The sequence below is a fragment of the Acinetobacter sp. AOR34_HL genome, from assembly GCF_027854795.1.
Lineage (GTDB): Bacteria > Pseudomonadota > Gammaproteobacteria > Pseudomonadales > Moraxellaceae > Acinetobacter > Acinetobacter junii.
This window is the reverse complement of the sequence record NZ_JAKTID010000008.1, coordinates 1-26,609: the sequence shown is the minus strand read 5'-3', so window position 1 is coordinate 26,609 and position 26,609 is coordinate 1. Positions and strand designations below refer to the sequence as shown.

Genomic DNA, 26,609 nt, shown 5'->3' with positions numbered 1-26,609 from the left:
GAAAATTTATTCATTCAAAAATTGCACAAACACACAAATTATGTAATCCTATGTACATATTTGGATGTTACCGTCCATACAGAATTAGTTTGACAAGGGGAGTAGCCTCCTCCAAGCCCAAGTGCATATCATGCCTTCGGTGTCAGAGTTTCGTCATTACACTTTGCAAAAAGTCGGACTCTGAGCATCACAGTACATTGTGATGTAGGCAAGACCTTGATCATGTTGAAACAGATGTTTTTTATTCATCTGGCAACTGGTCAAGGTTTTTTTATGCCCATTTGCCAGATAGGGAGTTGTGATGGACACTATCGGTAATATATGGCTATATGCCATCTTCTTTGGCATCGTCATCGTGATGCTACTGATCGATTTTTTGGGCTTTAAACAAAAGCAAAATCAGGATGTTCCAATTAAGCAAGCGGCTTATTGGAGTATTGCTTGGGTTTCAGTTGCGGTAATGTTTGGTGGTGGTTTGTGGTTCTATTTACAACAAACTGTTGGGGTAGGTATAGCCAACCAAAAAACCATGGAATACTTTGCAGGTTATTTGTTAGAAAAATCTTTAGCGATTGACAACGTTTTTGTTTGGTTAATGATTTTCTCTGCATTTGCAATTCCTTCTGCACTGCAACGTAAAATCCTACTCTACGGCGTATTAGGTGCCATCGTATTAAGAACCATCTTTATTTTTATCGGTGCATGGTTCGTTCAAGAGTTTTCATGGGTTCTTTACATCTTCGGTGCATTCTTGGTCTATACAGGTTTCAAATTCCTAAAAGGACAAGACGAAGAAACCAATATCGAAGATATCAAAACCTTAAAATGGTTACGCAAACATATGCGTATCACGCCACAGCTTGAGGGTGAAAAATTCTTTGTTCGCCGTGATGGTTTGTTGTGGGCGACACCATTATTTTTAGTTCTGATTTTGGTTGAAGGTTCTGACGTTATCTTTGCGGTCGACTCAATTCCAGCGATTTTTGCGGTAACAAGTGATCCATTTATCGTCTTGACTGCAAACTTAATGGCGATTTTAGGCTTACGCGCGATGTTCTTCTTGTTGGCTGGTGCGGCAACTAAATTGCATTACTTGCCATACGGTTTAGGGATTATCTTACTGTTTATTGGTGCAAAAATGCTGATGCTCGACGTGTTCCACATGCCGATTTGGATTTCATTAGGCTTCATCGTCCTCGTCTTAAGCATTACAGCTTACCTTTCTCTGCGTCATAACAAAAAACAGCTACAATCCTAAGCGAATCACTCAAGACATCTGAGCTTCAGATGTCTTGAGATTTAAAAACTAAAAATTAGACTGTACATTAAAAAAACAGATCAATATGATATGTCGGCTTTACGCTTTTATCTTTCTGATTAGAAACATAATAAACAAAGTTGGTTCGCCATGAAGGCGCTTACAACTGAATTAAATGAGTGGCAGATTATGCGTTCTAAAAAAATCAATCTCGTTGTCGTCCCGCTATTATTAACTGCATGTAGCCATAATGATGGTCCATTGGTTCAAGATGTTTACAACAACCAATATGACTGCGCAGCGGACTGGAATACTGACACTTGTGAAGAAGAGAATAACAACGCGAGTAGTGGTTATTATGCAGGTAGTTATGGATCAAACCGTTATCTAGGACCACAATACTACCAAAATAATCGTGAGGTCTCGTTTAGAGGTCATACTTTACGACCTAGAAGCAATCTTAGTGTGGGACAACCCACTGTTTCAACTACGCTGAAAAGTTCTTCATTATCTTCTCCAATCCGTGGCGGATTTGGACGTGGTGGCATGTCTTTCGGTGGTTAAATTAGAACAACAATATGAAAAGAAAATTATTTTCCCCACGTACCGATTGGCAGCTTGAACACCAAAAGATTGGGTTCGATTATTTTAATCTACCTTCATTGGACGGTTCTATTTATTGGTCGGAAGGTGTCGCCTACGAGTTCACGCTAAAACAAATCGAACAGTTGGAAGATGCAGCAAACGAACTTCATCAAATGTGTTTAGCTGTAGTAGGGGATTTAATTCAACGTGGTGATTATCCCAATTATTTCCAGATTCCACAGGCTGCTATTCCACATATTGAGCATTCATGGCGTCGGAATAATCCGATGCTCTATGGACGTTTTGATTTCGCCTATGATGGATTGCAGATCAAAATGCTGGAATACAATGCGGATACACCCACGGGTTTATTGGAAGCCTCTGTAGCGCAATGGCTATGGATCGAACAAGTCTCAGGCATTGCAAATCGAGATCAATTCAACAGCATTCACGAAGACCTGATTAAGCGTTGGAAAACTATTTTGCCTCGGGGAAGCCATCTCCACTTTGCAGCTTGTCAGGAAGCAGGGAGAGAAGATTGGGGCAATTTAGAATACTTAATGGATACTGCCTTTCAAGCTCATTTACAGGTCTCTGAACTGTCGATGGAAAATATTGGTTGGAATGGTCAGAGTTTTGTAGATCTAAACAATCGACCGATTCAAAATCTATTTAAGTTATATCCGTGGGAATGGATTTGGGAAGAATCATTTGCCCAGTATCTTCAGCCAGAAACGAACTGGATTGAACCTTGTTGGAAAATGTTGCTCTCCAATAAAGCGATTTTAGTTGAGCTATGGAAGCGGTATCCAAATCACCCACTGTTGGTTGAAACCTATGCCTATGACCCTGAACAAAACTTCAGTGGAAAATGGGTAAAAAAACCAATCTTGGCGAGAGAAGGGGCAAATATCCGTGTCTTGCAAGATGGTCAGGATCAGGGCGCTGCTTCAGGTAGTTTTTATTTTGATGATTATGACAAATATGGTTATGTGATTCAGAAGTGGGTCGACACGCCGTTATTTTCTGGTCAGTTACCGACACTGGGGTTATGGATGGTCGGACATCAATGTGCAGGCATGTCGATTCGTGAAGACTGTTATGACATTATTGGCAATGATGCACATTTCGCAGCGCATTATTTTATAGAGTAAATCTAGATAACAATCATCAATCGGTCAGGATTTAATGAGATACATCCTGACCGTATCAAGTTTAAATCGTATGTGCTGCCACACGTTTCATATAAGACACTAAACGTGTAAAAAATAAAATTTGCAGAAAAATTGTAAAGGCTGACACACACCATTCATACCATATTGCAAATGCAGTCTGAGCCAATCCAAAATATTGATAGATCAGCAAAAGAACAACTCCAAAAACCACACCAGCAACTGTGGTTTGAATCAAGATCGGAAAGGAGAGGGCGGTGATCCGATTCAAAAAATTGATTCCCTCATCAGCACCATTGGCTTGATAAGTTCGTTGAATACCAATCAGCATAATAAATAAAGTTAAAATGGCTTCTAGGCTAATCACACGTACATCATAATAAGGAGAATACATCCCATAGTAATACACCACACTCACGACCAAAGCCGCAGCTAAATAATAATTTTTATAATGCTGTTTGCTCAAAGTATCTTCGGCAAGTTCATGTGCAAGTGCTTTGGTATTCCAAAAATACATGCTTATTTTTCCAAAAAGTATAATTATTGCTGACAATTTACTCATTTGAGCTTAAAAGTAAAGTGAATTGATTCAGATGATTAGTTCACTTCTATCCATTTTACTCCGTCAAAATATGAGAACAATCCAGTAAAATGATCAAAATCAGGTACAATCAACCGAAAAAAGTAAAATTGTAGGTTGTTATGACTTTGGCTACTCCCATCACGGTTGTTCGTGGTCGCTTCTTAGATATTCAAAATATAGTTTCACACGCGTCAGAGATCGCAGAGCAGGTTCGTTATATTGAGGATGGTGTTCTGATCACTGAACAGGGCAAAATTCGCTGGTTTGGCCCTTGGGAAGCTGCTCAAGATCATCTTCCTACAGATGTTGAGATTCAACATTACCCAGAACAACTGATCATCCCTGGAATGATTGATACGCACATTCACTTCCCACAGACTGAAATGGTGGGTGCTTATGGCGAACAATTATTAAGTTGGTTAAATACCTATACATTTCCAACAGAAATCCAGTTTAAAGACAAAGCCTATGCACAAGAAATTGCCAAATTTTTTGTTAATGAACTACTCAAAAATGGTACGACCACAGCTTTAGTTTTTTGTACCGTACATCCAGAGTCTGTTGATGCCTTATTTGAAGCCGCAGAACAGCACCAAATGCGTTTAATCGCAGGCAAAGTAATGATGGATCGTCATGCACCTGAAGCGCTATGTGATAGCGCAGAAAGCGCTTATGTTGATTCTAAAGCATTAATACAGAAGTGGCATGGTCAAGGTCGCGCACTTTATGCGATTACCCCACGTTTTGCACCAACCTCGACACCAGAACAACTTGAACGAGCAGGGCAACTTAAAGCAGAGTTCCCTGATGTGTATGTGCACACACATTTAAGTGAAAATAAAGATGAAATTGCATGGGTGAAAGATTTATTTCCTCATCAAAATGGTTATCTTGATGTTTATCACCACTATGGTTTAACAGGTCAGCGCTCCGTTTTCGCACACTGTGTACATTTAGAGGATACAGAGTGGAAATGTATGCATGATACAAACTCAGCAATTGCTTTTTGCCCAACATCAAACTTGTTCTTAGGCAGTGGCTTATTTCCCTTAAAGAAAACATGGGATCAGCAAGTCAAAGTTGGACTCGGTACAGATATTGGTGCAGGAACTTCGTTTAGCCTATTGCAAACAGTCAATGAAGCCTACAAGGTACAACAACTACAAGGTGATAAATTATCCGCATATGAATCGTTGTACCACGCCACTCTAGGTGGCGCAAAAGCGCTAGATTTAGATGATAAGCTGGGTAACTTTAATGTAGGTAAAGAAGCGGATTTTGTAGTACTTGATCTTAAAGCAACGGCATTACAACAGTTGCGTCAATCACGTGCTAAATCCATCGAAGATAGTTTGTTTGCACTATTTACCATGGGCGATGACCGCAATATTGAGGCGACTTATATCTATGGACAAAAGGCCTATCAGCAAAACCAAAGCATTTAATTCAAAAAGCTTAGGACTTCTCTTATTGGCGATCGGATGTGCTGTTTTACTTCGACGAGACAGTCATTCCTCTCAAAATGATACATTTTCATCAGCATCAAAAGATGCATGAAAATTCATTTTGTTTTAAAATTCTCGTATTAACTCAAGATTTCGAGGTGTTGCAGGTCAACACCTTTTTTATTTTCCCATTTTTAAAGTTTTAGGAATCTATCGATGACTGTTGCAATGCGCGTAATGATTTCCAGTGAAGAGATCCAAGCCAAAGTGAAACAACTTGGTGACAAAATCAACGCACACTATGCTCAAAGTGATAAAGAACTGGTATTGATTGGCTTATTGCGTGGTTCAGTCATTTTCATGGCAGATTTATGCCGTGCAATTGAAAAGCCACATGAACTCGACTTTATGACGGTTTCAAGTTATGGCGGTGGTACGGTTTCCACGCGTGATGTCAAAATATTAAAAGATCTCGATGGTGAGATTAACGGCAAAGATGTCCTCGTTGTCGAAGATATTATTGACTCTGGGAATACCTTGAGCAAAGTTGTTGAAATGCTCAAAACACGTAATCCAAATTCAATCGAACTATGTACTCTGGTGAGCAAACCATCACGCCGTGAAATTGATTTAGAAGTGAAATTCTTAGGCTTTGAAGTCGAAGATCGTTTTATTGTCGGCTACGGCCTAGATTACGACCAGAAGTATCGTCATCTCCCATTCATTGGAGAAATTGGTCTTTAATTGGCATAGGTACTTAGCATTTTTTAATAACGATGCTGTCATAACTAAAAGCAGATTAAATATTGATAAGGTACGCTTGCGTACCTTTTTTTATACTTGAGCTTTCATCAAACACTGTTCAATTTTGCACAAAAATACGACACAAGTGGGCAATTGACTACAGACATTTCAAGGTGAAATCTAGCAGGATAAGACAAAATACTAATGTTAAAACAAGGAGAAAATACAATGTGGTCTCTTATTGTAGCAATCGTCGTTGGTTTCTTTGCGGGTTTGATTGCTCGCGCTTTGCATCCAGGAAATGATAAAGCAGGCTTTATAGTGACGACTGCGCTTGGTATAGCAGGTTCTTTACTCGCGACTTATGGTGGTCGACTATTGGGGCTTTATGGCGAAAATTCAGCAGCAGGATTTATTGCTTCTGTGATAGGGGCAGTGATTATTCTGTTTATTTATAATTTAATTATGAAAAAGACCTAATCAGTCTGATAGCTCCCAAATCATTAACTTGAATTGGGAGCATCTGATGTTATAAACCTAGTTCTTTCCAAATCATTTGAATATCAGCGGCACTTCGCCCCCCCACCATTTTTAAACCATTTGAAAAGATTAACGTTGGTGTACCATTCACACCCAATTTACGCCCTAAGCTCAGGTTTCTCTCAATTGGGTTTTCACATGTTTTTGCTTTCGGCTGAACATTTTTTTGCAACAAGTTTTTCCACGCTACAGTTTGATTTTGCTCACACCAGACCTGCTTAGATACAGTGAGTGATTGTGCTTTTAATGGATAAATAAATGTATAGATGGTCACATCATTGAGTTTATCAAGTTCTGCTTCTAGCTGTTTGCAGTACGGGCAATTCGGATCTGAAAAAATAGCCAACTGACGTTTACCACTACCTTTTACCGTTTTAATTGCATCCTGAAAAGGAAGTTGTTTCCAATCAATAGAGTTTTGTTTGAGCACTAAATCCTTGGTCAGATTTTTCTGATCTTGTAGGCGAATCATAGATCCTATGAACATATGTTGTGCATTTTCATCCAAGTAAATAATTTGATTATCAAGATTGGCACTATACAAGCCTGACATTTCTGTTTTTTGGATATTTGTGATCTCCATATTTGGATACTGTTTACTTAAATTGCTTTTCAATGTCTCAACATTCGCCATTGCTAGGGTAGACACTCCTCCCAACACAGCCAGCATTCCAATTTTTTTTAGCATAGTGCAACTCGAATAAAAGGTTTTCCGTATTGTACGCATATCATGTTTAAGGGCTAGCTGAGCTTACCGAGATACAACCAAACTTGAACTAAATACAGCAATGTTTCACGTGGAACATCAAAGTGCTAAATTCGATTTGAAATGGATCACACTTTTACAAACACACTAAGTAAAAAAGCGACAAAAATTATCACATCACATTGATATAAAAAACAAAAAATACATTAAAAGTAGAACGTTTGGTCGCTTTTTGAAATAATCTGATGATTCAAAAAACCGTGTTGTCCTTCATTTAAAAGAAACAAGGAGATGTTTTCTTTTGATGAACCATTTTCCAACAAACAACACTCATAAGTCTCGTTTTTACGTTAGGTTGACCCATGTATACCACTGAATTATTAGAAGAAGCCAAAACCTTTATGTTTCATATGCTCACTAAAGTAGTTGAGTATGGGGGATCTGATTTATTTATTACCGCAGATTTCCCACCTAGCATTAAGCTACAGGGTTTGATGCGCCCTTTAGGACAACAAGCCCTTACGGCAGAAAAAACCAAGTTGTTTGCTTATAGTTTAATGAATGACAAACAACGTTTAGACTTCGAAAATGATTGGGAATGTAACTTTGCCATTAATGTCCCGAATGTTTCACGGTTTCGGGTCAATGTATTTAAACAACAATTACAAATAGGCATGGTGATTCGAACCATTACGTCTGAAATTCCAACCTTTCAAAAACTTAAACTCCCAGAATCACTAAAAAATGTGATTATGGAAAAACGTGGTTTGGTACTGGTGGTTGGCGGAACAGGATCAGGGAAATCAACCTCTTTAGCAGCCATGATTGATCATCGAAATGAGAACTCTGCTGGACATATCATTACCGTTGAAGATCCTGTTGAATACGTCCATAAACACAAAAAATCCATGATCACGCACCGTGAGGTTGGAGTTGATTGTCATACATGGCATCACGCGTTGAAAAATACGCTACGCCAAGCACCAGATGTGATTTTAATTGGTGAAATACGTGATACTGAAACGATGGAATATGCGATTGCTTTTGCTGAAACAGGGCATCTATGTTTGGGAACACTGCACGCCAACAATGCCAATCAGGCACTGGATCGTATTATTAACTTTTTCCCAGAGGAACGTCGCAATCAACTGTTGATGGATCTCTCATCCAATATGAAAGCGATTATTTCTCAACGTCTCGTACGAACTCAAGATGGTCAAGGACGTCGAGCTGCCATTGAAATCCTCCTCAATACGCCATTGATCGCAGACAATATTTTGAAAGGGCAATTCCATGTGCTCAAAGAGATCATGACCAAATCTCGTGAGTTAGGTATGCAGACCTTTGATCAGGCTTTGTTTGATCTGTATAACGAAGGTGCAATTAGTTACGATGAAGCATTGCGTAACGCCGACTCTGTCAATGAATTACGCTTGCAAATTAAATTAAAAAGTTCACGCCAAGATGGGATGCCCGTTTCAACCACTTCACTGAACATGGTCAAAGAAGAGGAAGTTGAAGAGCAAGAAGAAGCTTAATAATTTTGACACAAGAATAAAGCCTAGTTACCTGTAAATTAACTAGGCTTTTTTATTATTTACCAATACAAAATGAACCGAAAATCTTACCTAACAAATCATCTGCACTAAAATCACCTGTGATCTCGCCCAAGGCATTTTGAGCAAGTCTTAATGATTCAGCAACCAATTCTCCTGCATTAAACACAACGAGTTGCTCACGCGCCTCTGCTAAATAGCGCTGAGTACGCTTCATTGCATCTAAATGACGAGTTCTCGCAATAAAGGTATCTTCTTCTGGTTGGAAGCCAGCATGCGCTGTAATCGCATCTATCAATGCCTGAACACCCATATCTTGTTTTGCTGAAACACGAATATGACGGAAGCCCTGATAATCGCTTAATTCGGCTGCTTGTCCTGTCAAATCACATTTGTTTCCTATTAAAAGTAAACGTTTCGGCTCTAAATGTTCAGCAAAATATTCTTGAGCCAACAACAATGGATCATCGTTTTGGTTCAAATCATAAACCAGTAACAATAGATCAGCTTGTTCAATTTCTTTGATTGCTCGGCGGATCCCTTCACGTTCAACAATATCTCCTGTTTCACGCAAACCTGCTGTATCCGTCAATGTGATCGGTAACCCATTTAAACTAATTTTTTCATGCAACACATCACGTGTCGTACCAGCAATATCGGTGACGATCGCACGCTCATGTCCTGCGAGTGCATTCAAGAGGCTCGATTTACCGGCATTTGGTTTGCCTGCAATCACAACTTGTAATCCTTCGCGTAACAACTGACCTTGACGCGCAGATTGCTGTACTGCCTTAACTGAATTTTGTACATCATCCAACAACGCTAGAATCTTCCCATCCGCAAGGAAATCAATTTCTTCTTCTGGAAAATCAATTGCAGCTTCGACATGCAAGCGTAAATGAATTAATTTTTCTAGTACGGAGTTGATTTTGGTGGAAAACGCACCTTGTAGTGAACGAACTGCTGAACGTGCAGCCGCTTGAGAGCTTGCATCAATTAAATCTGCAATCGCTTCAGCTTGTACTAAATCCATTTTGCCATTTTCAAAGGCACGCATTGAAAATTCACCTGCTTTGGCTGCTACAGCACCTAAGTCAAGTAATCGGGCAAGTAATGCATTTTGAATGACAGGACCACCATGTCCCTGTATTTCCACCACATCTTCACCTGTAAAGGAATGTGGATTTGGAAAACATAAGACAATTCCTTCGTCCATGACCGTACCATCAGCATCATAGAACTGACGAAATCCAGCCATACGAGCTGCTGGTAAACCTTTCGCTGTAAGTTGTTCAGCGATCGCATACGCTTTTGGTCCTGACAAACGAATTACGCCAACACCGCCACGACCTAAGGGAGTAGCTATCGCCGCAATAGTGGTTTGATGTTGCATAGTGTTCATCTAAAAGATCCAAAAAACAGCCAAAGAAAAATCCGCTTAAGATTACCATCTTAAGCGGATTTATTCAGTAAAAGTTCGAGATTAAGACGCTGACTCTGACTTGTTCAGACGATCTTTCTCAACGCTTTTATTGATGAACGATTGCTGCAAAATAGTAATACTGTTGTTCACAATCCAGTAAAGCACGAGACCTGCTGGGAAGAACAACATAAATACCGTGAACATGATCGGCATGATACGGAATACTTTTGCTTGCATTGGATCAGTTGGTTGTGGGTTAAGCATCTGCTGAACATACATGGTGACACCCATGATCAACGGCAGAATAAACCATGGATCCATCGCAGATAAATCCTGAATCCAACCTAACCACGGTGCATGACGCAATTCAACAGATTCCATCAACACCCAGTACAAGGCTAAGAAAATCGGCATTTGTAGCAATAACGGCAAGCAACCAGACAATGGATTGACTTGTTCACGCTTATATAAGGCCATCATTTCTTGTGAGAAACGCATACGGTCTTCACCAAATTCTTCTTTCATACGTTGCATTTCTGGTGCAATCACACGCATTTTCGCCATCGAACGATAACTTTTCGAAGAAAGTGGCCATAAAATCAACTTCACCAAGATCGTCAATAAGATAATTGACCATCCCCAGTTGCCCACAAGGTTATGGAAGAATTGCAAGCCCAGGAACAATAACTTGGCGATTGGCCATAACCAGCCATAATCAACCGTCTGGTTTAAACCATCGGCCAAATCCTTAAGTTCAGACTGAATTTTAGGGCCTGAATACAGTTTCGCATCCACTTCCATTGAGGTACCCGCAGGTACATTGATCACTGGAGAGGTGAAGCCGATGATATTCATACCATCAGTAGACTGGCGTGATTCCAGCTTGGCAGTATAAGGTTGGCCATCAGCTTGGGTAAGTTTTAAATTCCCAGGAATCCAGGCACTGACGAAATAATGCTGAACAATGGCCACCCAGCCGCCTTTGGCTTCGACATTCAGTTTTTCATCATTGAAATTCTCAAATTTCAACTTGTTATAATGCTCCTCTGGCGTGCCCCATGCACCCCCAAGATAAGTTCCCAAAGTGAAGATACCTTGAGAAGACTTCCCTGGATCATCAGAATTATCACGTTTCAGCTGACCAAACATTTGACCTTGCCAGTTTTGCTGGCTACGGTTGATGACTTGGTGCTTGACTGTAATCGGATAATCACCTTGCGTGAAGGTAAATGATTTGATGATCTCTACGCCTTCAGGTGTTTTGAAAACCAAAGGTACTGTTAAGACCTGTTGTTTTTTTCCATCCTGCGTCGTTATGCTTTTTGCATCAGCCAAAGTATATGTTGTTTTTTCAACATCATAAGTCGGACGACCACTACGGCTACTGTCAGGACCATTCAAACCTATTAAACCGGATTGAGCGACGTAAGTACGTTTCGCATCACTTTCAAGCATAACAAACGGCTTTTCGCTGTCTTTGCTTTCATCATGGCTTAGTAGTTCAACACGGACAATATCTCCACCTTTTGGGTTAATCCAAAGATGATAAAGATCCGTTTTAACAGAAATCAGTTGCTGATTCACAGATGGCTTTTCTGTGGTTTGTGATGCAGTCACATTTGCTTGTGGCAAGTCTGAAGCCGCTGTTGCATTTTGAGCATTTGGCAAATCTGCAGATACTTCATGCGTGGTGACTGCTGCTGCTTGTTGCTGCGGAGCAGGTTGTGCATGACCATAATCTTTTTGCCAAGCCAAAATTAGCAAATATGCGGTAACAAACATGGCTCCAAGAATTGCAAATCTGGCCCATTGTTGCATATCTATTATCCCAAATGGTTAGAGAGATTTTGCTTGAGTAAACGATCACGAAAGGGTACAGCAACGTGATGCATTTGAGAATCTATTTGATGAAACGAAATAAAACGAAGTGCTTTGGGTGGTACTGGGTCATAGCCTGATCCACCCCATGGATGGCAACGACAAATCCGCTTGGTAGAAAGCCATACACCTTTTGCCGCACCATGCGTTTGTAAAGCTTCAAGCGCATATTGTGAACAAGTTGGAATATAACGGCACCGAGGCCCCAATAATGGACTGATTGCGATTTGATAACATCTTATCAACCAATGCAGTAGACGTACCATTGGAGATCTCTAATTTTGGAGGGAGGTCACAACGACTTTAGAATGCTTTTTTGCTAAACGTTGTAATTTTTGCCAAGCAAAATCTAATTGCTGATGTAATTCTTTATTCGCAATTGCTTCTATACCCACTTTAGGCATTACCACAATATCAATGTCTGCATCAAACTGTGCTTGATGTAAACGAAAGCTCTCCCGAGCAAGACGTTTTATTCGATTTCGCTCATGTGCACGACGCACCTTTTTTTTAGCAACGACAATACCCAAACGGCTATTCGGCTGTTCGGTTAATTTTGCTAAAAAAAGGAAATGGGGCTGGTGCACTTTAAAAAGCGCACCATCAAATACACTTTTATAATCTGCAGCACAACGAATACGAGATTCAGTGCCAAAACTGTAAAGTGCCATCACCCAAGTCTGGTCGGCTTAACAGTAATTAAACAGTTAAGCTGTGACGACCTTTCGCACGACGACGAGCTAAAACCTGACGACCAGCTTTAGTTGCCATACGAGCACGGAAACCATGAACGCGTTTACGCTTTAATTCAGATGGTTGGAAAGTACGTTTCATATCGAAACTCCCAAAAATGATCTTTCTATAAAGGTCCGCGATTTTATTGCGCAATCTTTATTCTGTCAATCAAAATGCAAAAACTTTACATATTGTTTGCTTTGTTTTACAGCAAGTTGATTGTTCTCAACTAAATATATGAAATTAAGAAAAATAATTATTCACAAGCTATCTATTTAAATTTTATATGAAATACCTTATATTCACACCATACCAACAAGGTTATCAACAATTCATTTTTGATTTTAAATTTAGTTCCGGTATTTTGAATTTAAATTTAAAACTTTTTAGTTATCCACATTTGGAATCTCACTTATAAGTAAATTCAAATTTTAAAATTTAAATTTATTACTATTAGGGTTGATGTTTTTTGTGGAAATCATACTATTTTCATTTTTAATCATTAGATTACGGTGTGGATAAGTGTGTTTTTAATGGTTTTATGCTTTGTGGATAACTTTGGTGTTAAAAATATCCACAGCTTGTGCTAAAAGTTATTCACAAGTGCTTTTAAATTTAAATTTATAAACAAACGCTTTCTTTTTCGGCAAAAGTCCCATAAATTTGCCTGACAGATGTGGATAACTTGGTTAGAATGGCGACCCCTTCGAAAGGTGGGGTGTAGGCTTTTTTACTTTTTAAATTTAAAAAATGGATATATAGGGGATGCACATGCTCTGGACAGACTGCTTAACTCGCTTGCGACAAGAGCTATCTGATAACGTCTTTGCGATGTGGATTCGCCCGTTAGTTGCAGAAGAAGTGGATGGAGTGATGCGTTTATATGCACCCAACCCTTATTGGACTCGTTATATTCAAGATAATCATCTCGAGTTGATTTCTATATTGGCTGAACAACTGTCTGAAGGGCGAGTGCGTCAAGTAGAGATATTGGTAGATTCAAGACCTGGAACGATTTTATCTTCGAGTGAACAGCCTGCAACAACGACAGCTGCTTTGAGCACAGCAGTGCCTTCCCCAATGAAAGTAAAAAAAGAAGCTGAGTTGGTTCAAGCGAATCCCCCAGTTTCTAAAATTCCTAAAAAAAGACAATTAAACCCTTTATTCACTTTTTCTTTATTTGTCGAAGGTCGTTCAAACCAGATGGCAGCTGAAACTTGTCGAAAAGTTTTAACGCAGCTTGGTGCATCGCAACATAATCCATTGTTTCTCTATGGCCCTACAGGTTTGGGTAAAACGCATTTGATGCAAGCTGTCGGAAATGCGCTGTTACAAGCAAAACCGAATGCACGTGTCATGTACATGACTTCTGAAAGTTTTGTACAAGACTTTGTAAGCTCTTTGCAAAAAGGCAAGGTTGAAGAATTTAAGAAAAACTGTCGTTCTCTAGATTTGTTATTGGTCGATGATATTCATTTACTTGCAGGTAAAGAGGCAAGTCTTGTTGAGTTCTTCTATACGTTTAACGCTCTGTTAGATGAATCCAAGCAAATTATTTTAACTTCAGATCGTTATCCAAAAGAATTAACTGAATTGGATCCTCGTTTGGTTTCTCGTTTTTCATGGGGTTTATCGGTGGGTGTAGAACCACCAGATATTGAAACTCGTATCGAGATTTTGCTTAAAAAAGCTGAAAATAGTGGTGTTGATTTACCTCGAAATTGTGCTTTATTTATCGCTCAACAAGTAGTGGCAAACGTTCGTGAACTTGAAGGTGCGTTGAATAAGGTTGTCGCTATTTCTCGCTTTAAAGGTACCTCTATTGATCTTGATGTGGTACGCGAATCATTGAAAGATGTGTTAGCGATTCGAGCGAGAACGATTAGTGTCGAGAATATTCAACGTGTCGTGAGTGAGTATTTCCGTATTCCCTTAAAAGAATTGGTTGGGCCGAAGCGTACCCGTATTTATGCTCGCCCTCGTCAGTTAGCAATGGGTCTAGCACGTGAATTGACAGGGGATAGTTTCCCTGAGATTGGAATGGCCTTTGGTGGTCGAGATCACAGTACGGTGATGCATGCTTGTGAAAAGGTTGTAAGTCTTCGCGAAGAAGATCCGATTTTTAATGAAGATTATAAAAATCTACTTCGTCTGTTACAAAGTTAAACTCATTTTCAGAGTTGCAAACTCGTTTTAAGTGCAGCATAGTACACTGCTAACATTTTTATCGGCTTCCGTTGTAAGAGGAATAAAATCGTGCGTTTGAAAATCGCTAAAGAAAGTTTACTCAATGTTTTGTCACACGTTGTGGGTGCGGTGGAGCGCCGTCATACGTTGAATATTCTTTCAAACGTTAAAATTCAAACCACACAGCAGGCCTTGACGATCACAGGTTCTGATTTGGAAGTTGAGTTGGTAGCCAGTACGACCTTAGCTGATGGTGCTTGTATAGAAGCAGGTGAAACGACGGTTCCTGCGCGTAAATTAGTCGAAATTTGTAAGTCACTTCCTAGTGCGGCTTTGATCGATTTACAAATCACAGAAGATCAACGTTGTATCTTGAAATCAGGTAACAGTCGTTTTGTATTGGGTACTCTTCCAGCTGAAGACTATCCACTACTTTCTACTGAGAATAGTTTAGGGACGCAAGTTCAAGTCACTCAGCGTGAACTCAAACGTTTATTTGAAAAGACTGCATTTGCTATGGCAGTTCAGGATGTTCGCTTTTATTTAACAGGAACATTACTAGAAATTGATCAAAATCAGTTGCGTACAGTGACAACTGATGGTCATCGTTTAGCATTGTGTGAGGTGTTAGCTTCATCAACAGCGACATCTTCAATTCAAGCGATCGTTCCTCGCAAGGCAGTAGGGGAGTTACAACGTTTGCTCAGTATTGAAGATGAACAACTCACTTTATTAATCGGTCGTGAGTTGTTGAATGTAACTATCAATACACCAAGTCGAGATAAGGAACAGGGTGATATTACAGTTCGTTTTACGACTAAGTTGATTGATGGTAAATTCCCTGACTATCGCCGTGTGATTCCTCGTGGTGGTGACAAACATGTGTTGATTGCACATGATGTGTTTAAGCAATCGCTACAACGCGTTGCAATTTTAAGTAATGAGAAATTACGTGGTGTTTTCTTGAATTTTAGCCAAGATACATTGCAATTACGCGCCAATAACCCTGAACAGGACGAGGCGAGTGAAGATTTGGTCATCCAATATCAAGATGCACCTCTTGAAATGTCTTTTAATGCTCAATATATCCTTGATGTGTTGAGTGTTCTTGATGGTGATGATGTGCGAATGAGCATGACAGAGGCGAATCAGTCGGTATTGGTACAAGATCCTGCACATCCTGATCAAACTTATGTTGTTATGCCTATGCGAGTTTAATTTGCATTGTTGTATTAGGTTTAAATCATGCAAATCACGCGTTTAAATATAGAACGTGTACGAAATTTGAAGACGGTTGCACTCACTGAGTTGCAGCCGTTTAATATTTTCTATGGTGCAAATGGTTCAGGAAAAACATCAATTCTAGAGTCTATTCATTTGTTAGCAACTGGACGCTCTTTTCGCACGCATATTCCAAAACATTATATTCAGCATCAGTGTAATGATGCGATCGTATTTGCTCAGTCCGCAACCGAACGTGTGGGCATGAAAAAACTCATTTCTGGTGAGCAATTAATTAAGGTCAATGGCGATACGATTGCAACGCAAGGGCAGTTAGCAAAGTTGCTCCCTTTGCAGCATATTGATCCGCAAAGTACTGATATTATCGATCATGGTGCTAAACCTCGTCGTCAGCTCTTGGATTGGTTGATGTTCCACGTGGAACCTGAGTTTTATTTTGCTTGGCAGTATTATTCACGTGCTCTGAAACAACGAAACAGTTTATTAAAAACACGTCGAAATCTCAGTTTGTCTGAACTTGAGCCGTGGAACAAAATGCTCAGTGAATATGGTGAAATTTTACATTCACAACGGATCAGTATCGTTGAGCAATGGAATCAATATTTTCGTGAGGATTTACAGCAGCTTTTGCCAGATATTGATATTGAACTCGAATACTATTCAGGATTTCATACTGAGCAAGGGTTGTTTCAAGACCTTATTCAACAGCATCAAAAAGACCTTGAGCGTCGATATACTGAATACGGTCCGCATCGTGCTGATTTACGTCTAAAAACCCCACAAGGTAACGCTGATGATGTGTTGTCTCGAGGGCAAAAAAAGTTGTTAATCATGGCATTAAAACTGTCACAAATTGCAATGCTACATGCGAGTAATAAGGAAACTGTGGTATTATTAGATGATCTGACAGCAGAGTTAGATGTAGCTGCACAACAACGTTTAATTGAGCGACTGAGTCAGTTAGGAAGTCAGGTTTTTCTGACCACCTTAGACCATGCGTCGGTATTAAAACACTTACATGATTTGTCGATTTCCTTTCAATTGTTCCATGTTGTACACGGTCAAGTCAGTCTTGCTGCACCATAATTTTATTTCCTCATTTTTGGATAGATTCGATATTAACTAGGGAGTAACCATGAGTTCAGAGTCTCAATCAGTCTCTCAAACAGAACAAACAAATGAAAAGGCTTATGATTCCTCTAGCATTAAAGTATTACGTGGATTAGACGCGGTTCGTAAACGTCCTGGTATGTACATTGGGGATACCGATGATGGTACAGGTTTGCACCATATGGTGTTTGAGGTGGTGGATAACGCGATTGATGAAGCACTAGCAGGTCACTGTGATGAAATTCTAGTGACGATTCATGAAGATGAATCTGTTAGCGTATCTGATAATGGTCGTGGTATTCCGACAGATATTCACCCTGAAGAAGGTGTATCTGCGGCAGAAGTGATTCTTACGATCCTGCATGCAGGTGGTAAATTTGATGACAACAGTTATAAAGTTTCTGGTGGTCTACACGGTGTTGGTGTTTCAGTTGTAAATGCCCTGTCTAAAAAATTGCATTTGACCATTCAACGTGCAGGTCAAATTCATGAGCAAGAATATTGCCATGGCGATCCGCAATATCCATTGAAGGTTGTGGGTGAGACAGATAAAACAGGAACAACTGTTCGTTTCTGGCCAAGTGAGCTTACTTTTAGTCAGACCATTTTTAGTGTGGATATCCTTGCACGTCGTTTAAGAGAGCTTTCTTTCTTGAATGCGGGTGTGCGTATCGTATTGCGTGATGAACGCGTTAATCTCGAAAATGTTTATGATTACGAAGGTGGTTTATCAGAATTCGTTAAATACATTAACGAAGGCAAAACACATCTCAATGAAATTTTTCACTTCACGACTGATGCTGATAATGGCATTGGTGTAGAGGTGGCATTGCAGTGGAATGATAGCTATCAAGAGAATGTTCGTTGCTTTACCAACAATATTCCACAGAAAGATGGTGGTACTCATTTAGCAGGTTTCCGTGCGGCTTTGACCCGTGGTTTAAACAGCTACATGGAAAATGAAAACTTACTCAAAAAAGAGAAAGTGGCTGTTTCAGGTGATGATGCTCGTGAAGGCTTGACTGCAATTATTTCAGTAAAGGTTCCTGATCCAAAATTCTCTTCTCAAACCAAAGAGAAGTTAGTTTCGAGTGAGGTTAAACCTGCTGTTGAACAAGCAATGAATAAAGAGTTTTCAGCTTATTTGCTTGAAAACCCTCAAGCAGCAAAATCAATCGCGGGCAAAATTATTGATGCGGCTCGTGCTCGTGATGCAGCTCGTCGAGCGCGTGAAATGACACGTCGTAAGAGCGCTTTAGATATTGCAGGTTTGCCAGGGAAATTAGCCGACTGTCAGGAAAAAGACCCAGCATTGTCTGAACTGTATCTAGTCGAGGGTGACTCTGCGGGCGGTAGTGCCAAGCAAGGTCGTAACCGTAAGATGCAGGCTATTTTGCCGTTGAAAGGTAAAATCCTAAACGTTGAACGAGCACGTTTTGACAAGATGATTTCAAGTCAGGAAGTCGGAACGCTGATCACAGCTTTAGGCTGTGGTATTGGTCGTGAAGAATACAACCCTGATAAATTACGTTATCACAAAATCATTATCATGACCGATGCGGACGTTGATGGTTCACACATTCGGACCTTGTTGTTGACTTTCTTCTTCCGTCAAATGCCAGAATTGGTAGAGCGTGGTCATATTTATATTGCTCAGCCACCTTTGTATAAATTAAAGAAAGGCAAGCAGGAGCAATACATCAAAGATAATGATGCATTAGAAACCTACCTTATTTCGAATGCGATTGATGAACTTGCTTTGCATATAAGTGCAGATTCGCCTGCGATTACAGGTGAAGCTTTGGCTAAAGTTATCGCAGATTATCAAGTGTCGCAAAAAAGCTTGCAGCGTTTAACACTACGTTATCCTGCGAGTTTGTTAGATGGTCTGCTTGAACTAGAAGCTTTTAAGGCGGATCACAATCATGAGCGTGATTATGTGGAGTCTTGGGCAGAACAATTACGTGCTGCAATTGAGAAACTCCAACCAAGTTTACGTCCAGAGATTTCTTTAGAATCATTTGAACGTGAGAACTCTCACGGCGAGAAATCAGCTCATTATTGGCCACGTGTCACCGTGTATGTACATAACTTGCCACATTCATATTTGCTTGACGCAGGATTGTTAAACTCTGCTGAATATGCACGCTTACTGAAGAATGCGAAGAGCTGGTTTACGTTGCTAGAAACGGGCGCTTATTTGCAGAAGGGTGATCGTCGTATTCAGGTGAATAGTTTCCATCAAGTATGGCAGCATATTTTGCAAGATTCTCGTCGCGGCATGATGATCCAACGCTATAAAGGTTTGGGTGAGATGAATGCTGAGCAGCTTTGGGAAACCACGATGGATCCTGAAAACCGTCATATGCTCCAAGTGACGATTGATGATGCCATTGAAGCTGATCGTATGTTCTCTTGTTTAATGGGTGATGATGTTGAACCACGTCGTGCATTTATTGAAGAGAATGCCTTGAATGCAGATATTGATGCTTAAGCGCTAAAAAGGATATTTTCAATGAAAAAAGGATTTTGCTTAGCTACTTTATTTGCAAGTGTGTTGATGTTCAATCAAGGTGTATCTGCTCATCAACTTGAAACAGATATGCGAGTATTGGCTAAAAGTATGACGGCTTTTGCTCAAACTCAGGATTTAGCAGAAGCGAAGAAACAATTGATGCTTATGCGCAAAGCAGCTGTTGCTTCAAAGGCTTCTTCACCGCATAAGCTTGAAGGTGTGTCTAAAGATGAAGAACAGCTTAAAGCATATCAACATGGCTTAGATCTATTGTTAGCTCAAATTGATTCAGTCAATGCTTTGGTTGAAAAGGGGCAGCTCGAACAAGCCAAAGTACAGGCACTAGAGTTGGTTAAATTGCGCAATGAGTATCACCAACAATTTAAATGATACTTAGATTAACTTTAAGATCATTATAAAAAAGAGCTTAAAACTAAACTGGTTTTAAGCTCTTTTTTGTTCCACGTGGAACCTTTACTATTGGTCAACTAAATCATTCACCTGAATTAAGGCATGACCAAATAAATATCCAGCGGTGACTAAAACACTGATCCATAACAATGCGCCTAAAACGTTATAGACTACGAAACGCATATAATTCATGTTGCCAGAGCCCGCTGCTAAAGGGGCAAAAGAGCGCGCAAAAGGAATAAAACGTGCGAGAAGAATCGTTTTACCACCATGAGTTAGGAAGAATGTATTAGTCTTTCTTAAATATTCTTGTTTGATAAAGCGTGAATCCATTTTAAAAATACGATCACCAAAATGACGACCAATATGATAATTCACCATATAGCCCAATGTTGCGGCTACAAACAATAAACTAATCATATAGCCAAGATGCATCATTTCAATGACTGAGCAGAGTGCACCAACAGTGAGTAATAAACTATCACCAGGGAGGAAGAACATAAAAACAAAAGCGGTTTCTGCAAATATAATTAAAAAAAGAATAGCGTAGATCCAAACGCCATATTCTTGGATCAAGATTGGAAGAAAATGTTCAAAATTAAAAATAAAATCTAAAGAATTCATTCAGTTTGTATGAGTCCAAATCAGGTACTTACCAAATTGAAGTACAAAAAATATTAAGAAAGTAGACGTTTTAAACGTCAATCGAAAGTCACAACTTTAGAATGATGGGAGCTGAGTATATCGAGCCTAAACACAAAGCTCAATTTTTGAGGAAATTTCCATTTTTTAATTTAACTGATTAGATAGAAAAAGACATGATATTTAAATATGGATTATCAATGTAATTGAGTTTGAGTTTCTATTTTTCTTGTATTGATTAAATTGAAAAAACCTAACCACACATTTGGTGTGGTTAGGGGATGTTGCTTAGTTTTCAAATGAGCCTTCAAGTTCCTCTAAACTCATCATGAATTCTAGTAATTGCTCTTCAAAACTTTCCAATTTGTCTTTGAGTTCATTTTGTTCATTCATGAGCTTCATGAGATCATTTTTGCGATTTGCTTCATAAAGCGTCGTGTCGCCTAGAAGTTCTTCGATCTCAATGAGTCGTGGTTGAATTTTACCAATCTGTGATTCGACTTTTTCCATGTCTTTTCGGATAGGTCGAGTCAGTTCACGACGGCGAGCAGCTTCTTTACGTTGAGCTTCTTTATCTACTTTAGGAGTAGCAAATTGAGATGAATTACTCTCTTGTTGTGAAGCACTCTGTGCATTTATTTGTTGTTGGCGCGCTTCACGTAACCATTTTGCATAGTCCTGAAGATCACCTTCAAACTCTGTGCATTTTCCTGCATGAACAAGTAACAAATCATCGCACACACTTGCAATCAATTGACGTTCATGCGAAACCAAGACCACCGCACCCTCAAAATCTTGCAATGCCATGGTCAAAGCGTGGCGCATATCTAAATCTAAATGGTTAGTCGGTTCATCTAGAATCAGTACATTAGGACGTTGCCAAACAATTAAGGCTAAAGCCAGACGGGCACGTTCTCCACCAGAGAAGCTCTCACATGGTGTGTCCATGCGTTCACCACTGAAGCCAAAGCCACCCAAGAAAGAGCGTAAAGACGCTTCACTGATTTGTTTATCTGCGATACGTGCCAGTTGAAGCATTGGGCTTGCATGCGCGTCTAAAGCATCCATTTGATGCTGAGCAAAATAACCGATATTAAGAAGTTCAGAAGCTTTACGCTCACCAGCTAATAGTGGCAAGTCACCAACCAAGGTTTTGATTAGAGTGGATTTACCTGCGCCATTCATTCCGAGTAAGCCTATTCGAGAGCTTGGCGTAATCTGCAAACGAATTTTTTCAGCGATGACTTTGTCGCCGTAACCGATCGTTGCACCATCAAGACTGAGTAATGGTGAACTCATTTTGGTAGGTTCACGGAAGCTAAAGGTGAAAGGTGTATCCACATGTGCAGGTGCTAATTGCTGCATACGTTCTAATTGTTTAATCCGACTTTGGGCTTGGCGAGCTTTGGTGGCTTTTGCTTTGAAACGATCAATAAATTTCTGTAAATGAGCACGTGTTTCTTGTTGCTTCTCAAAAGCTTGTTGTTGTTGTGCTAAACGTTCGCTTCGTGTGGTCTCAAATGTTGAGTAATTTCCTGTATACAAGGTTAATTCTTGGTTTTCGATATGCAGAATATGATCAGTGACTGCATCCAAGAAATCACGATCATGTGAGATTAAAACCAGAGTACCCTCATAAGCTTTAAGCCAGTCCTCAAGCCATAAAATTGCATCTAAATCTAAATGGTTGGTTGGTTCATCTAATAATAATAAATCTGAACGACTCATCAGTGTTCTAGCAAGATTAAGTCGCATGCGCCATCCACCTGAAAAGCTGGCTACATTTAATCGAATTTGATGATCTAAAAAGCCTAGTCCAGCCATCAGTTGTGCTGCTTTAGCAGGGGCAGCATAACCATGAATTTCATCAAAACGACCATGAAGCTGTGCCAAATCCTCATTACTTAAATGATCAGGATGCGCGAGTTTTTCTTGAATCGTCCAATACTCTTCGTCACCTGAAAGTACGAAGTCGATGGCAGGAATATCTAAGGCTTTAATTTCTTGTGCCATATGAGCCACTGTCCAAACAGACGGACGACTTAGATTTCCCTCATCAGCGACTAAATCACCTAAAAGTGCTGCAAATAACGTAGATTTTCCTGCGCCATTTACGCCCGTGAGACCAATTTTCCAGCCTGGATGAAGTTGCATAGATGCTTTTTGGAAGAGAACGCGCCCACCACGGCGTAAAGAAACTTGGTCAAATTGGATCATGAGTATGCAAAATAGCGAATAGATAGCCGCATTTTAAGGTGATCCGAAGCGATTGCAAATTTTTATATGAATTTATGCAAAGCTGAAATCAAATGCGTTTAGATGATAAGAATAGAGTAAAAACTCTACTTCTGTGTTTAAAATCAGATTATTATTTAGTTTAGATGAAAAAATAAGTAACAAGACCAAAACTATACGACAGGAATTCAGGATGAATAAGGGAATTTTGGCATTGGGGGCAATGTTAATTTTTGGGGTAAATACATCATCAAATGCGGCAAAAGTTTGTGTATTTGATCTATTAGGTAAGTCAGGAGAGGCTTACAAAATGATTGAAGAGTGGGCGTTAGCTGCAAAAGTTTGGCGTGGTGATATTGATCTGATCAGTTACCAAAATGAAGCTCAGGCTGAAAAGGATTTTCAACAAGGGAAATGTGATGGCGTGTATATGACTTCTATGCGCGCGCGAACTTACAATAAATTTGCTGGGTCTGTTGATGCAATTGGTGCAGTTCCAACCTACGCAATAGCCCAAAAAGCAATCAGCTTTGCCTTAGATAAACGTAATCAGCGCCGTTTGGTAAGTAGGGACGGAAATCAGAGCTATGAAGTTGCAGGTATATCAGAAATTGGTTTGGCATATATCTTCGTCCGAGATAAAAAGATCAACACCATTGAGAAAATTAAAGGGAAAAAATTTGCGGTGCTAGGATATGACGAAGCACAAAAAATTGTTGTTCGAAGTCTAGGTGGGCAAGCTGTATTGTCAGATATTTCGGATATCGCCAAGAAATTTAATAGTGGTCAAGCTGACATCATGGCAGCACCAGCCTACGCATATAAGCCTCTAGAGCTATATAAGGGGCTTGGAGAGGATGGAGCAATCATTACCTTTCCAGCTGTAAATATGACAATGGATCTGATTATTCGTCCTGAAAAATTTTCGAGTAATTTTGGACAAAACTCACGAGATTGGTTTCTTGGACGCTTAAAAAGTAATTTCACTTTGATACAACGCATGGAAGCAGATTTACCTGCAAAATACAAAATTAATTTAAGTCAGGAAGATAAAACCCGTTATCAACAAATTCTACGTGAAGCACAAATCAGTTTAACCAAGCGTGATATTTATGATTCAACCATGATGAGTGTTTTAAAACGTGCACGTTGCACGGTTGAACGCACAAACTTTGAATGCAGTCTTGGTGGTGAATAATTTTTTGTTTTTTTAAAGTGTGTTTTTATTTTTTTATAGGGGGAAAAATGAAAAAGGGGCTATTTGCTTTATCAATCTTAACATTGATGGGGTTTGCAACGACTGTTCAAGCAAAACAAAAAGTATGTGTATTTGATTTATTAGGAAAAGCAGGTGAAACATTTGGAGTGACGCAAGAATGGGCTGTCACGGCTAAAAATTGGCAAGCTGAAATTCAATTGATCCCATATCAGGATGAGGCGAAGGCACAAAAAGACTTCGAGTCAGGAATCTGTGATGGTGTGTATATGACCTCTATGCGGGCTCGCAAATACAATCGTTTTGCAGGTTCGATTGATGCGATTGGTGGTGTGACCAGTAATGATGTAGCACAAAAGGCGATTAGTTTTGCTTTAGATAAACGCAATAAGCACCGATTACTGGCAAAAGTTGATGATCAAAACTACGAAGTTGCTGGCATCTTACAATTTGGTTTGGCTTATGTTTTTGTATAAGATAAAAATTTAAATACGATCGAAAAAGCCAAAGGAAAAAAGTTTGCCTATCTTCACTACGATATAGCTCAAAAAGCAGTAGTAGATAGTTTACAAATGATTTCAGTACCTTCAGAAATCTCTGATTTTGTAAAAAAATTCAATAGCAAGCAGGTTGATGTGATTGCTGCACCTGCGTACGCCTATAAGCCACTCGAGATTGAAAAAGGGATTGCAAAGTCGGGTGTCATGTTTACCTTCCCAGTTGTAAATATCACAGGAGATTTAATTATTCGTCCTGAACAGTTTCCTGTTAATTTTGGATTAAAGTCACGGGAATGGTTTGTTAAGCAGCTACCGAAAAGCTTTACGATGGTTAAACGCCTAGAAGACTCTATACCCGCGAAATATAAATTGAGCTTAGGTAAAGAAAATGAGGTTCGCTATCAACGAATACTAAGAGACGAACGTATTTATCTGACGAAACAAGGTGTATACGATCCGATTATGATGAGTGTTCTGAAACGCGCACGTTGTACGGTAGAACGCACAAACTTTGAATGCTCCTTAGGTGGTGAATAGTAAATATCCTGATCCTAGTTCTGATTAGTCCAAAATTTCAATCAAATGCTTTGCTATGAGACATCGTCAATTGACTCTTTAGAAAGTGTGATCAGGATAGTTAAATATCTGAAAAACCCGACATATGTAGACAAAAGGACTAGGCTTTTAAATAAAACCTGACTATATTTGTCCTTAGCTGGTGGAAAAATATGCAAAAACAGCAATTAAGGGAAAACAAGATGAAAAAAGGACTTTGGGCACTGAGCGCTGCAACGCTTTTTGCCATGACCACTTCTGTGCAGGCAAAACAAGAAATTTGTGTATTCGATTTGTTAGGAAAGGCTGGGGAGTCTTATAAACTGATTGAAGAGTGGAAGCTTGCATCAAAAACTTGGCAGGGTGACGTTGAGTTAATTGCTTATCAAGATGAACAAAAGGCTGAACAAGACTTTGATGCTGGTAAGTGTGATGGGGTTTACATGACCTCAATGCGTGCGCGTAAATATAACAAATTCGCTGGTTCGATTGATGCTGTGGGTGCAGTAACGAGTAATGCAATTGCGCAAAAAGCAATTAGTTATGTGCTCGACAAACGTAATAAAAGCCGTCTGACTGCAACCGTCAATGGAGAAAAATACGAAGTTGCGGGAATCATTGAAGTCGGTATTGCCTATATTTTTGTGCGGGATAAACGAATTGATACGATAGAAAAAGCGAAAGGAAAAAAATTCGCTTATTTGCATTACGATCAGGCACAAAAAACAATTGTTGAAAGCTTAGATCTGATTGCTGTGCCATCCGATATTTCTGATTTTGTGAAAAAATTTAACAGTGGTCAGGTCGATGTAATTGCTGCACCAGCATATGCCTATAAACCGTTAGAAATTAGCAAAGGATTGGCAAATGGTGCTTTGTTTAATTTCCCTGTTGTGAATATCACAGGTGATCTGATTATTCGTCCAGGTAAATTTCCTGCAAATTTTGGTACTCAATCGAGACAGTGGTTCATCAATAAACTTCCAAGTAACTTTGCCATGGTGCAACGTTTAGAATCAGGCATGAATGCCCGAAAAATTAACCTATCGAATGAAGACAAAGTACGCTATCAAAAAATGTTACGAGAAGGGCGTATGAATCTAACAAAACAAGGCGTTTACGATGCTACTATGATGAACGTACTCAAACGTGCACGTTGTACTGTTGAACGTACAAACTTTGAATGTACATTGAGTGGAGAATAGAAGTTTTACGTTATTTCAAATCGTGAACCTTAGCGTACAACTTTTGACTTATCACAAAAATGTCTAATAAAATAGGACTTACGCACTATTATTTATAGATTCTCTGTGGTAGCAGATGATTTTTATCGAGAATAAAGTCATCAATGAAGTTTTTGATCATTGGTCT

General features: G+C 39.5%; 23 protein-coding genes and 1 pseudogene. 15 read left to right on the top strand and 9 right to left on the bottom strand.

Translation table 11 applies throughout. The features are described from left to right. Window positions 1–301 precede the first annotated feature (301 nt). From MKL32_RS00975 to MKL32_RS00965, 3 genes are all read left to right on the top strand, one after another. Window positions 302–1,258, top strand: coding sequence for a TerC family protein (locus tag MKL32_RS00975; RefSeq protein WP_004914511.1), 957 nt, complete (start codon window positions 302–304; stop codon window positions 1,256–1,258). 189 nt (window positions 1,259–1,447) lie between these two features. Next, a complete protein-coding gene (locus MKL32_RS00970; RefSeq protein WP_017397592.1) occupies window positions 1,448–1,822 on the top strand; it encodes a hypothetical protein in 375 nt (124 codons plus the stop codon). Between the two features lie 14 nt (window positions 1,823–1,836). Then, window positions 1,837–2,997: a glutathionylspermidine synthase family protein gene (locus MKL32_RS00965; protein ID WP_005403989.1), complete on the top strand. Its 1,161-nt coding sequence runs from the start codon at window positions 1,837–1,839 to the stop codon at window positions 2,995–2,997. Window positions 2,998–3,058: 61 nt separating this feature from the next. On the opposite strand, the gene MKL32_RS00960 is transcribed toward MKL32_RS00965, so the two are convergent. Further along, window positions 3,059–3,532 carry a hypothetical protein gene (locus tag MKL32_RS00960; RefSeq protein ID WP_039909154.1) on the bottom strand — a complete coding sequence of 158 codons (474 nt, stop codon included), beginning with the start codon at window positions 3,530–3,532 and terminating at the stop codon, window positions 3,059–3,061. Window positions 3,533–3,717: 185 nt separating this feature from the next. On the opposite strand from MKL32_RS00960, the gene guaD reads away from it, so the two are divergent. From guaD to MKL32_RS00945, 3 genes are all read left to right on the top strand, one after another. Continuing rightward, on the top strand, window positions 3,718–5,043 hold the full coding sequence (gene guaD, locus MKL32_RS00955; protein WP_005403991.1) for a guanine deaminase: 1,326 nt from the start codon (window positions 3,718–3,720) through the stop codon (window positions 5,041–5,043). 216 nt (window positions 5,044–5,259) lie between these two features. Then, window positions 5,260–5,787 carry a hypoxanthine phosphoribosyltransferase gene (gene hpt, locus MKL32_RS00950; RefSeq protein WP_004914531.1) on the top strand — a complete coding sequence of 176 codons (528 nt, stop codon included), beginning with the start codon at window positions 5,260–5,262 and terminating at the stop codon, window positions 5,785–5,787. Window positions 5,788–6,015: 228 nt separating this feature from the next. Beyond that, a complete protein-coding gene (locus MKL32_RS00945) occupies window positions 6,016–6,267 on the top strand; it encodes a GlsB/YeaQ/YmgE family stress response membrane protein (protein WP_004949988.1) in 252 nt (83 codons plus the stop codon). Window positions 6,268–6,316: 49 nt separating this feature from the next. Here MKL32_RS00945 and MKL32_RS00940 read toward each other — a convergent pair whose 3' ends face one another. Then, window positions 6,317–7,015 (bottom strand): DsbC family protein, encoded by a 699-nt coding sequence (locus MKL32_RS00940; protein WP_005403992.1) that lies wholly within the window; start codon window positions 7,013–7,015, stop codon window positions 6,317–6,319. A 380-nt stretch (window positions 7,016–7,395) separates the two neighbouring features. Between MKL32_RS00940 and MKL32_RS00935 the strand changes: the two genes are divergently transcribed. Next, complete coding sequence (locus MKL32_RS00935) at window positions 7,396–8,571, top strand: PilT/PilU family type 4a pilus ATPase (RefSeq protein ID WP_005403993.1); 1,176 nt, start codon at window positions 7,396–7,398, stop codon at window positions 8,569–8,571. Window positions 8,572–8,626: 55 nt separating this feature from the next. Here the strand turns inward: MKL32_RS00935 and mnmE are convergent, their stop codons facing one another. From mnmE to rpmH, 5 genes are all read right to left on the bottom strand, one after another. After that, window positions 8,627–9,982: a tRNA uridine-5-carboxymethylaminomethyl(34) synthesis GTPase MnmE gene (mnmE, locus tag MKL32_RS00930; protein WP_039909157.1), complete on the bottom strand. Its 1,356-nt coding sequence runs from the start codon at window positions 9,980–9,982 to the stop codon at window positions 8,627–8,629. A 90-nt stretch (window positions 9,983–10,072) separates the two neighbouring features. Further along, entirely contained in the window at window positions 10,073–11,830 is a 1,758-nt protein-coding gene (gene yidC / locus MKL32_RS00925; protein WP_004914555.1) for a membrane protein insertase YidC, read from the bottom strand. A 5-nt stretch (window positions 11,831–11,835) separates the two neighbouring features. Further along, a complete protein-coding gene (gene yidD / locus MKL32_RS00920; protein WP_004950001.1) occupies window positions 11,836–12,156 on the bottom strand; it encodes a membrane protein insertion efficiency factor YidD in 321 nt (106 codons plus the stop codon). A 9-nt stretch (window positions 12,157–12,165) separates the two neighbouring features. After that, window positions 12,166–12,561: a ribonuclease P protein component gene (gene rnpA / locus MKL32_RS00915; RefSeq protein WP_004950005.1), complete on the bottom strand. Its 396-nt coding sequence runs from the start codon at window positions 12,559–12,561 to the stop codon at window positions 12,166–12,168. 28 nt (window positions 12,562–12,589) lie between these two features. Beyond that, window positions 12,590–12,724 carry a 50S ribosomal protein L34 gene (rpmH, locus tag MKL32_RS00910; protein ID WP_000831329.1) on the bottom strand — a complete coding sequence of 45 codons (135 nt, stop codon included), beginning with the start codon at window positions 12,722–12,724 and terminating at the stop codon, window positions 12,590–12,592. Between the two features lie 672 nt (window positions 12,725–13,396). On the opposite strand from rpmH, the gene dnaA reads away from it, so the two are divergent. The 5 genes from dnaA to cybC all read left to right on the top strand — a co-directional run bounded on the left by dnaA (window position 13,397) and on the right by cybC (window position 20,069). Then, window positions 13,397–14,791 carry a chromosomal replication initiator protein DnaA gene (gene dnaA / locus MKL32_RS00905; protein WP_004914566.1) on the top strand — a complete coding sequence of 465 codons (1,395 nt, stop codon included), beginning with the start codon at window positions 13,397–13,399 and terminating at the stop codon, window positions 14,789–14,791. Between the two features lie 90 nt (window positions 14,792–14,881). Next, on the top strand, window positions 14,882–16,030 hold the full coding sequence (gene dnaN, locus MKL32_RS00900; protein WP_004914569.1) for a DNA polymerase III subunit beta: 1,149 nt from the start codon (window positions 14,882–14,884) through the stop codon (window positions 16,028–16,030). A gap of 27 nt (window positions 16,031–16,057) precedes the next feature. Then, window positions 16,058–17,140: a DNA replication/repair protein RecF gene (gene recF / locus MKL32_RS00895; RefSeq protein WP_004914572.1), complete on the top strand. Its 1,083-nt coding sequence runs from the start codon at window positions 16,058–16,060 to the stop codon at window positions 17,138–17,140. Between the two features lie 49 nt (window positions 17,141–17,189). Beyond that, window positions 17,190–19,658, top strand: a complete 2,469-nt coding sequence (gyrB, locus tag MKL32_RS00890; RefSeq protein ID WP_004950013.1) for a DNA topoisomerase (ATP-hydrolyzing) subunit B — start codon at window positions 17,190–17,192, stop codon at window positions 19,656–19,658. Window positions 19,659–19,679: 21 nt separating this feature from the next. Next, entirely contained in the window at window positions 19,680–20,069 is a 390-nt protein-coding gene (gene cybC, locus MKL32_RS00885; RefSeq protein WP_151834521.1) for a cytochrome b562, read from the top strand. A gap of 87 nt (window positions 20,070–20,156) precedes the next feature. Here the strand turns inward: cybC and MKL32_RS00880 are convergent, their stop codons facing one another. Both MKL32_RS00880 and MKL32_RS00875 read right to left on the bottom strand, forming a co-directional pair. Next, the gene (locus MKL32_RS00880; protein ID WP_004950015.1) at window positions 20,157–20,714 is read right to left on the bottom strand and encodes a VTT domain-containing protein; all 558 of its coding nucleotides are present in this window, start codon (window positions 20,712–20,714) and stop codon (window positions 20,157–20,159) included. Window positions 20,715–21,020: 306 nt separating this feature from the next. After that, window positions 21,021–22,949 (bottom strand): ATP-binding cassette domain-containing protein, encoded by a 1,929-nt coding sequence (locus tag MKL32_RS00875; RefSeq protein WP_151834520.1) that lies wholly within the window; start codon window positions 22,947–22,949, stop codon window positions 21,021–21,023. A 211-nt stretch (window positions 22,950–23,160) separates the two neighbouring features. Here MKL32_RS00875 and MKL32_RS00870 point away from each other — a divergent pair, with 211 nt between their 5' ends. The 3 genes and pseudogenes from MKL32_RS00870 (at window position 23,161) to MKL32_RS00860 (ending at window position 26,443) form a co-directional block, all read left to right on the top strand. Then, window positions 23,161–24,165 (top strand): putative solute-binding protein, encoded by a 1,005-nt coding sequence (locus tag MKL32_RS00870; RefSeq protein ID WP_270900073.1) that lies wholly within the window; start codon window positions 23,161–23,163, stop codon window positions 24,163–24,165. A gap of 47 nt (window positions 24,166–24,212) precedes the next feature. Further along, window positions 24,213–25,220, top strand: a pseudogene (locus MKL32_RS00865) (putative solute-binding protein). A gap of 221 nt (window positions 25,221–25,441) precedes the next feature. Continuing rightward, window positions 25,442–26,443, top strand: coding sequence for a putative solute-binding protein (locus tag MKL32_RS00860; protein ID WP_270900072.1), 1,002 nt, complete (start codon window positions 25,442–25,444; stop codon window positions 26,441–26,443). Window positions 26,444–26,609: the final 166 nt, after the last annotated feature.

Bases quoted from the DNA above. Each gene is read 5' to 3' on its own strand.
- MKL32_RS00975 (WP_004914511.1), top strand. From the start codon at position 302: ATGGACACTATCGGTAATATATGGCTATATGCCATCTTCTTTGGCATC.
- MKL32_RS00970 (WP_017397592.1), top strand. From the start codon at position 1,448: ATGCGTTCTAAAAAAATCAATCTCGTTGTCGTCCCGCTATTATTAACT.
- MKL32_RS00965 (WP_005403989.1), top strand. From the start codon at position 1,837: ATGAAAAGAAAATTATTTTCCCCACGTACCGATTGGCAGCTTGAACAC.
- MKL32_RS00960 (WP_039909154.1), bottom strand. From the start codon at position 3,532: ATGTATTTTTGGAATACCAAAGCACTTGCACATGAACTTGCCGAAGAT.
- guaD (WP_005403991.1), top strand. From the start codon at position 3,718: ATGACTTTGGCTACTCCCATCACGGTTGTTCGTGGTCGCTTCTTAGAT.
- hpt (WP_004914531.1), top strand. From the start codon at position 5,260: ATGACTGTTGCAATGCGCGTAATGATTTCCAGTGAAGAGATCCAAGCC.
- MKL32_RS00945 (WP_004949988.1), top strand. From the start codon at position 6,016: ATGTGGTCTCTTATTGTAGCAATCGTCGTTGGTTTCTTTGCGGGTTTG.
- MKL32_RS00940 (WP_005403992.1), bottom strand. From the start codon at position 7,015: ATGCTAAAAAAAATTGGAATGCTGGCTGTGTTGGGAGGAGTGTCTACC.
- MKL32_RS00935 (WP_005403993.1), top strand. From the start codon at position 7,396: ATGTATACCACTGAATTATTAGAAGAAGCCAAAACCTTTATGTTTCAT.
- mnmE (WP_039909157.1), bottom strand. From the start codon at position 9,982: ATGCAACATCAAACCACTATTGCGGCGATAGCTACTCCCTTAGGTCGT.
- yidC (WP_004914555.1), bottom strand. From the start codon at position 11,830: ATGCAACAATGGGCCAGATTTGCAATTCTTGGAGCCATGTTTGTTACC.
- yidD (WP_004950001.1), bottom strand. From the start codon at position 12,156: ATGGTACGTCTACTGCATTGGTTGATAAGATGTTATCAAATCGCAATC.
- rnpA (WP_004950005.1), bottom strand. From the start codon at position 12,561: ATGGCACTTTACAGTTTTGGCACTGAATCTCGTATTCGTTGTGCTGCA.
- rpmH (WP_000831329.1), bottom strand. From the start codon at position 12,724: ATGAAACGTACTTTCCAACCATCTGAATTAAAGCGTAAACGCGTTCAT.
- dnaA (WP_004914566.1), top strand. From the start codon at position 13,397: ATGCTCTGGACAGACTGCTTAACTCGCTTGCGACAAGAGCTATCTGAT.
- recF (WP_004914572.1), top strand. From the start codon at position 16,058: ATGCAAATCACGCGTTTAAATATAGAACGTGTACGAAATTTGAAGACG.
- gyrB (WP_004950013.1), top strand. From the start codon at position 17,190: ATGAGTTCAGAGTCTCAATCAGTCTCTCAAACAGAACAAACAAATGAA.
- cybC (WP_151834521.1), top strand. From the start codon at position 19,680: ATGAAAAAAGGATTTTGCTTAGCTACTTTATTTGCAAGTGTGTTGATG.
- MKL32_RS00880 (WP_004950015.1), bottom strand. From the start codon at position 20,714: ATGAATTCTTTAGATTTTATTTTTAATTTTGAACATTTTCTTCCAATC.
- MKL32_RS00875 (WP_151834520.1), bottom strand. From the start codon at position 22,949: ATGATCCAATTTGACCAAGTTTCTTTACGCCGTGGTGGGCGCGTTCTC.
- MKL32_RS00870 (WP_270900073.1), top strand. From the start codon at position 23,161: ATGAATAAGGGAATTTTGGCATTGGGGGCAATGTTAATTTTTGGGGTA.
- MKL32_RS00860 (WP_270900072.1), top strand. From the start codon at position 25,442: ATGAAAAAAGGACTTTGGGCACTGAGCGCTGCAACGCTTTTTGCCATG.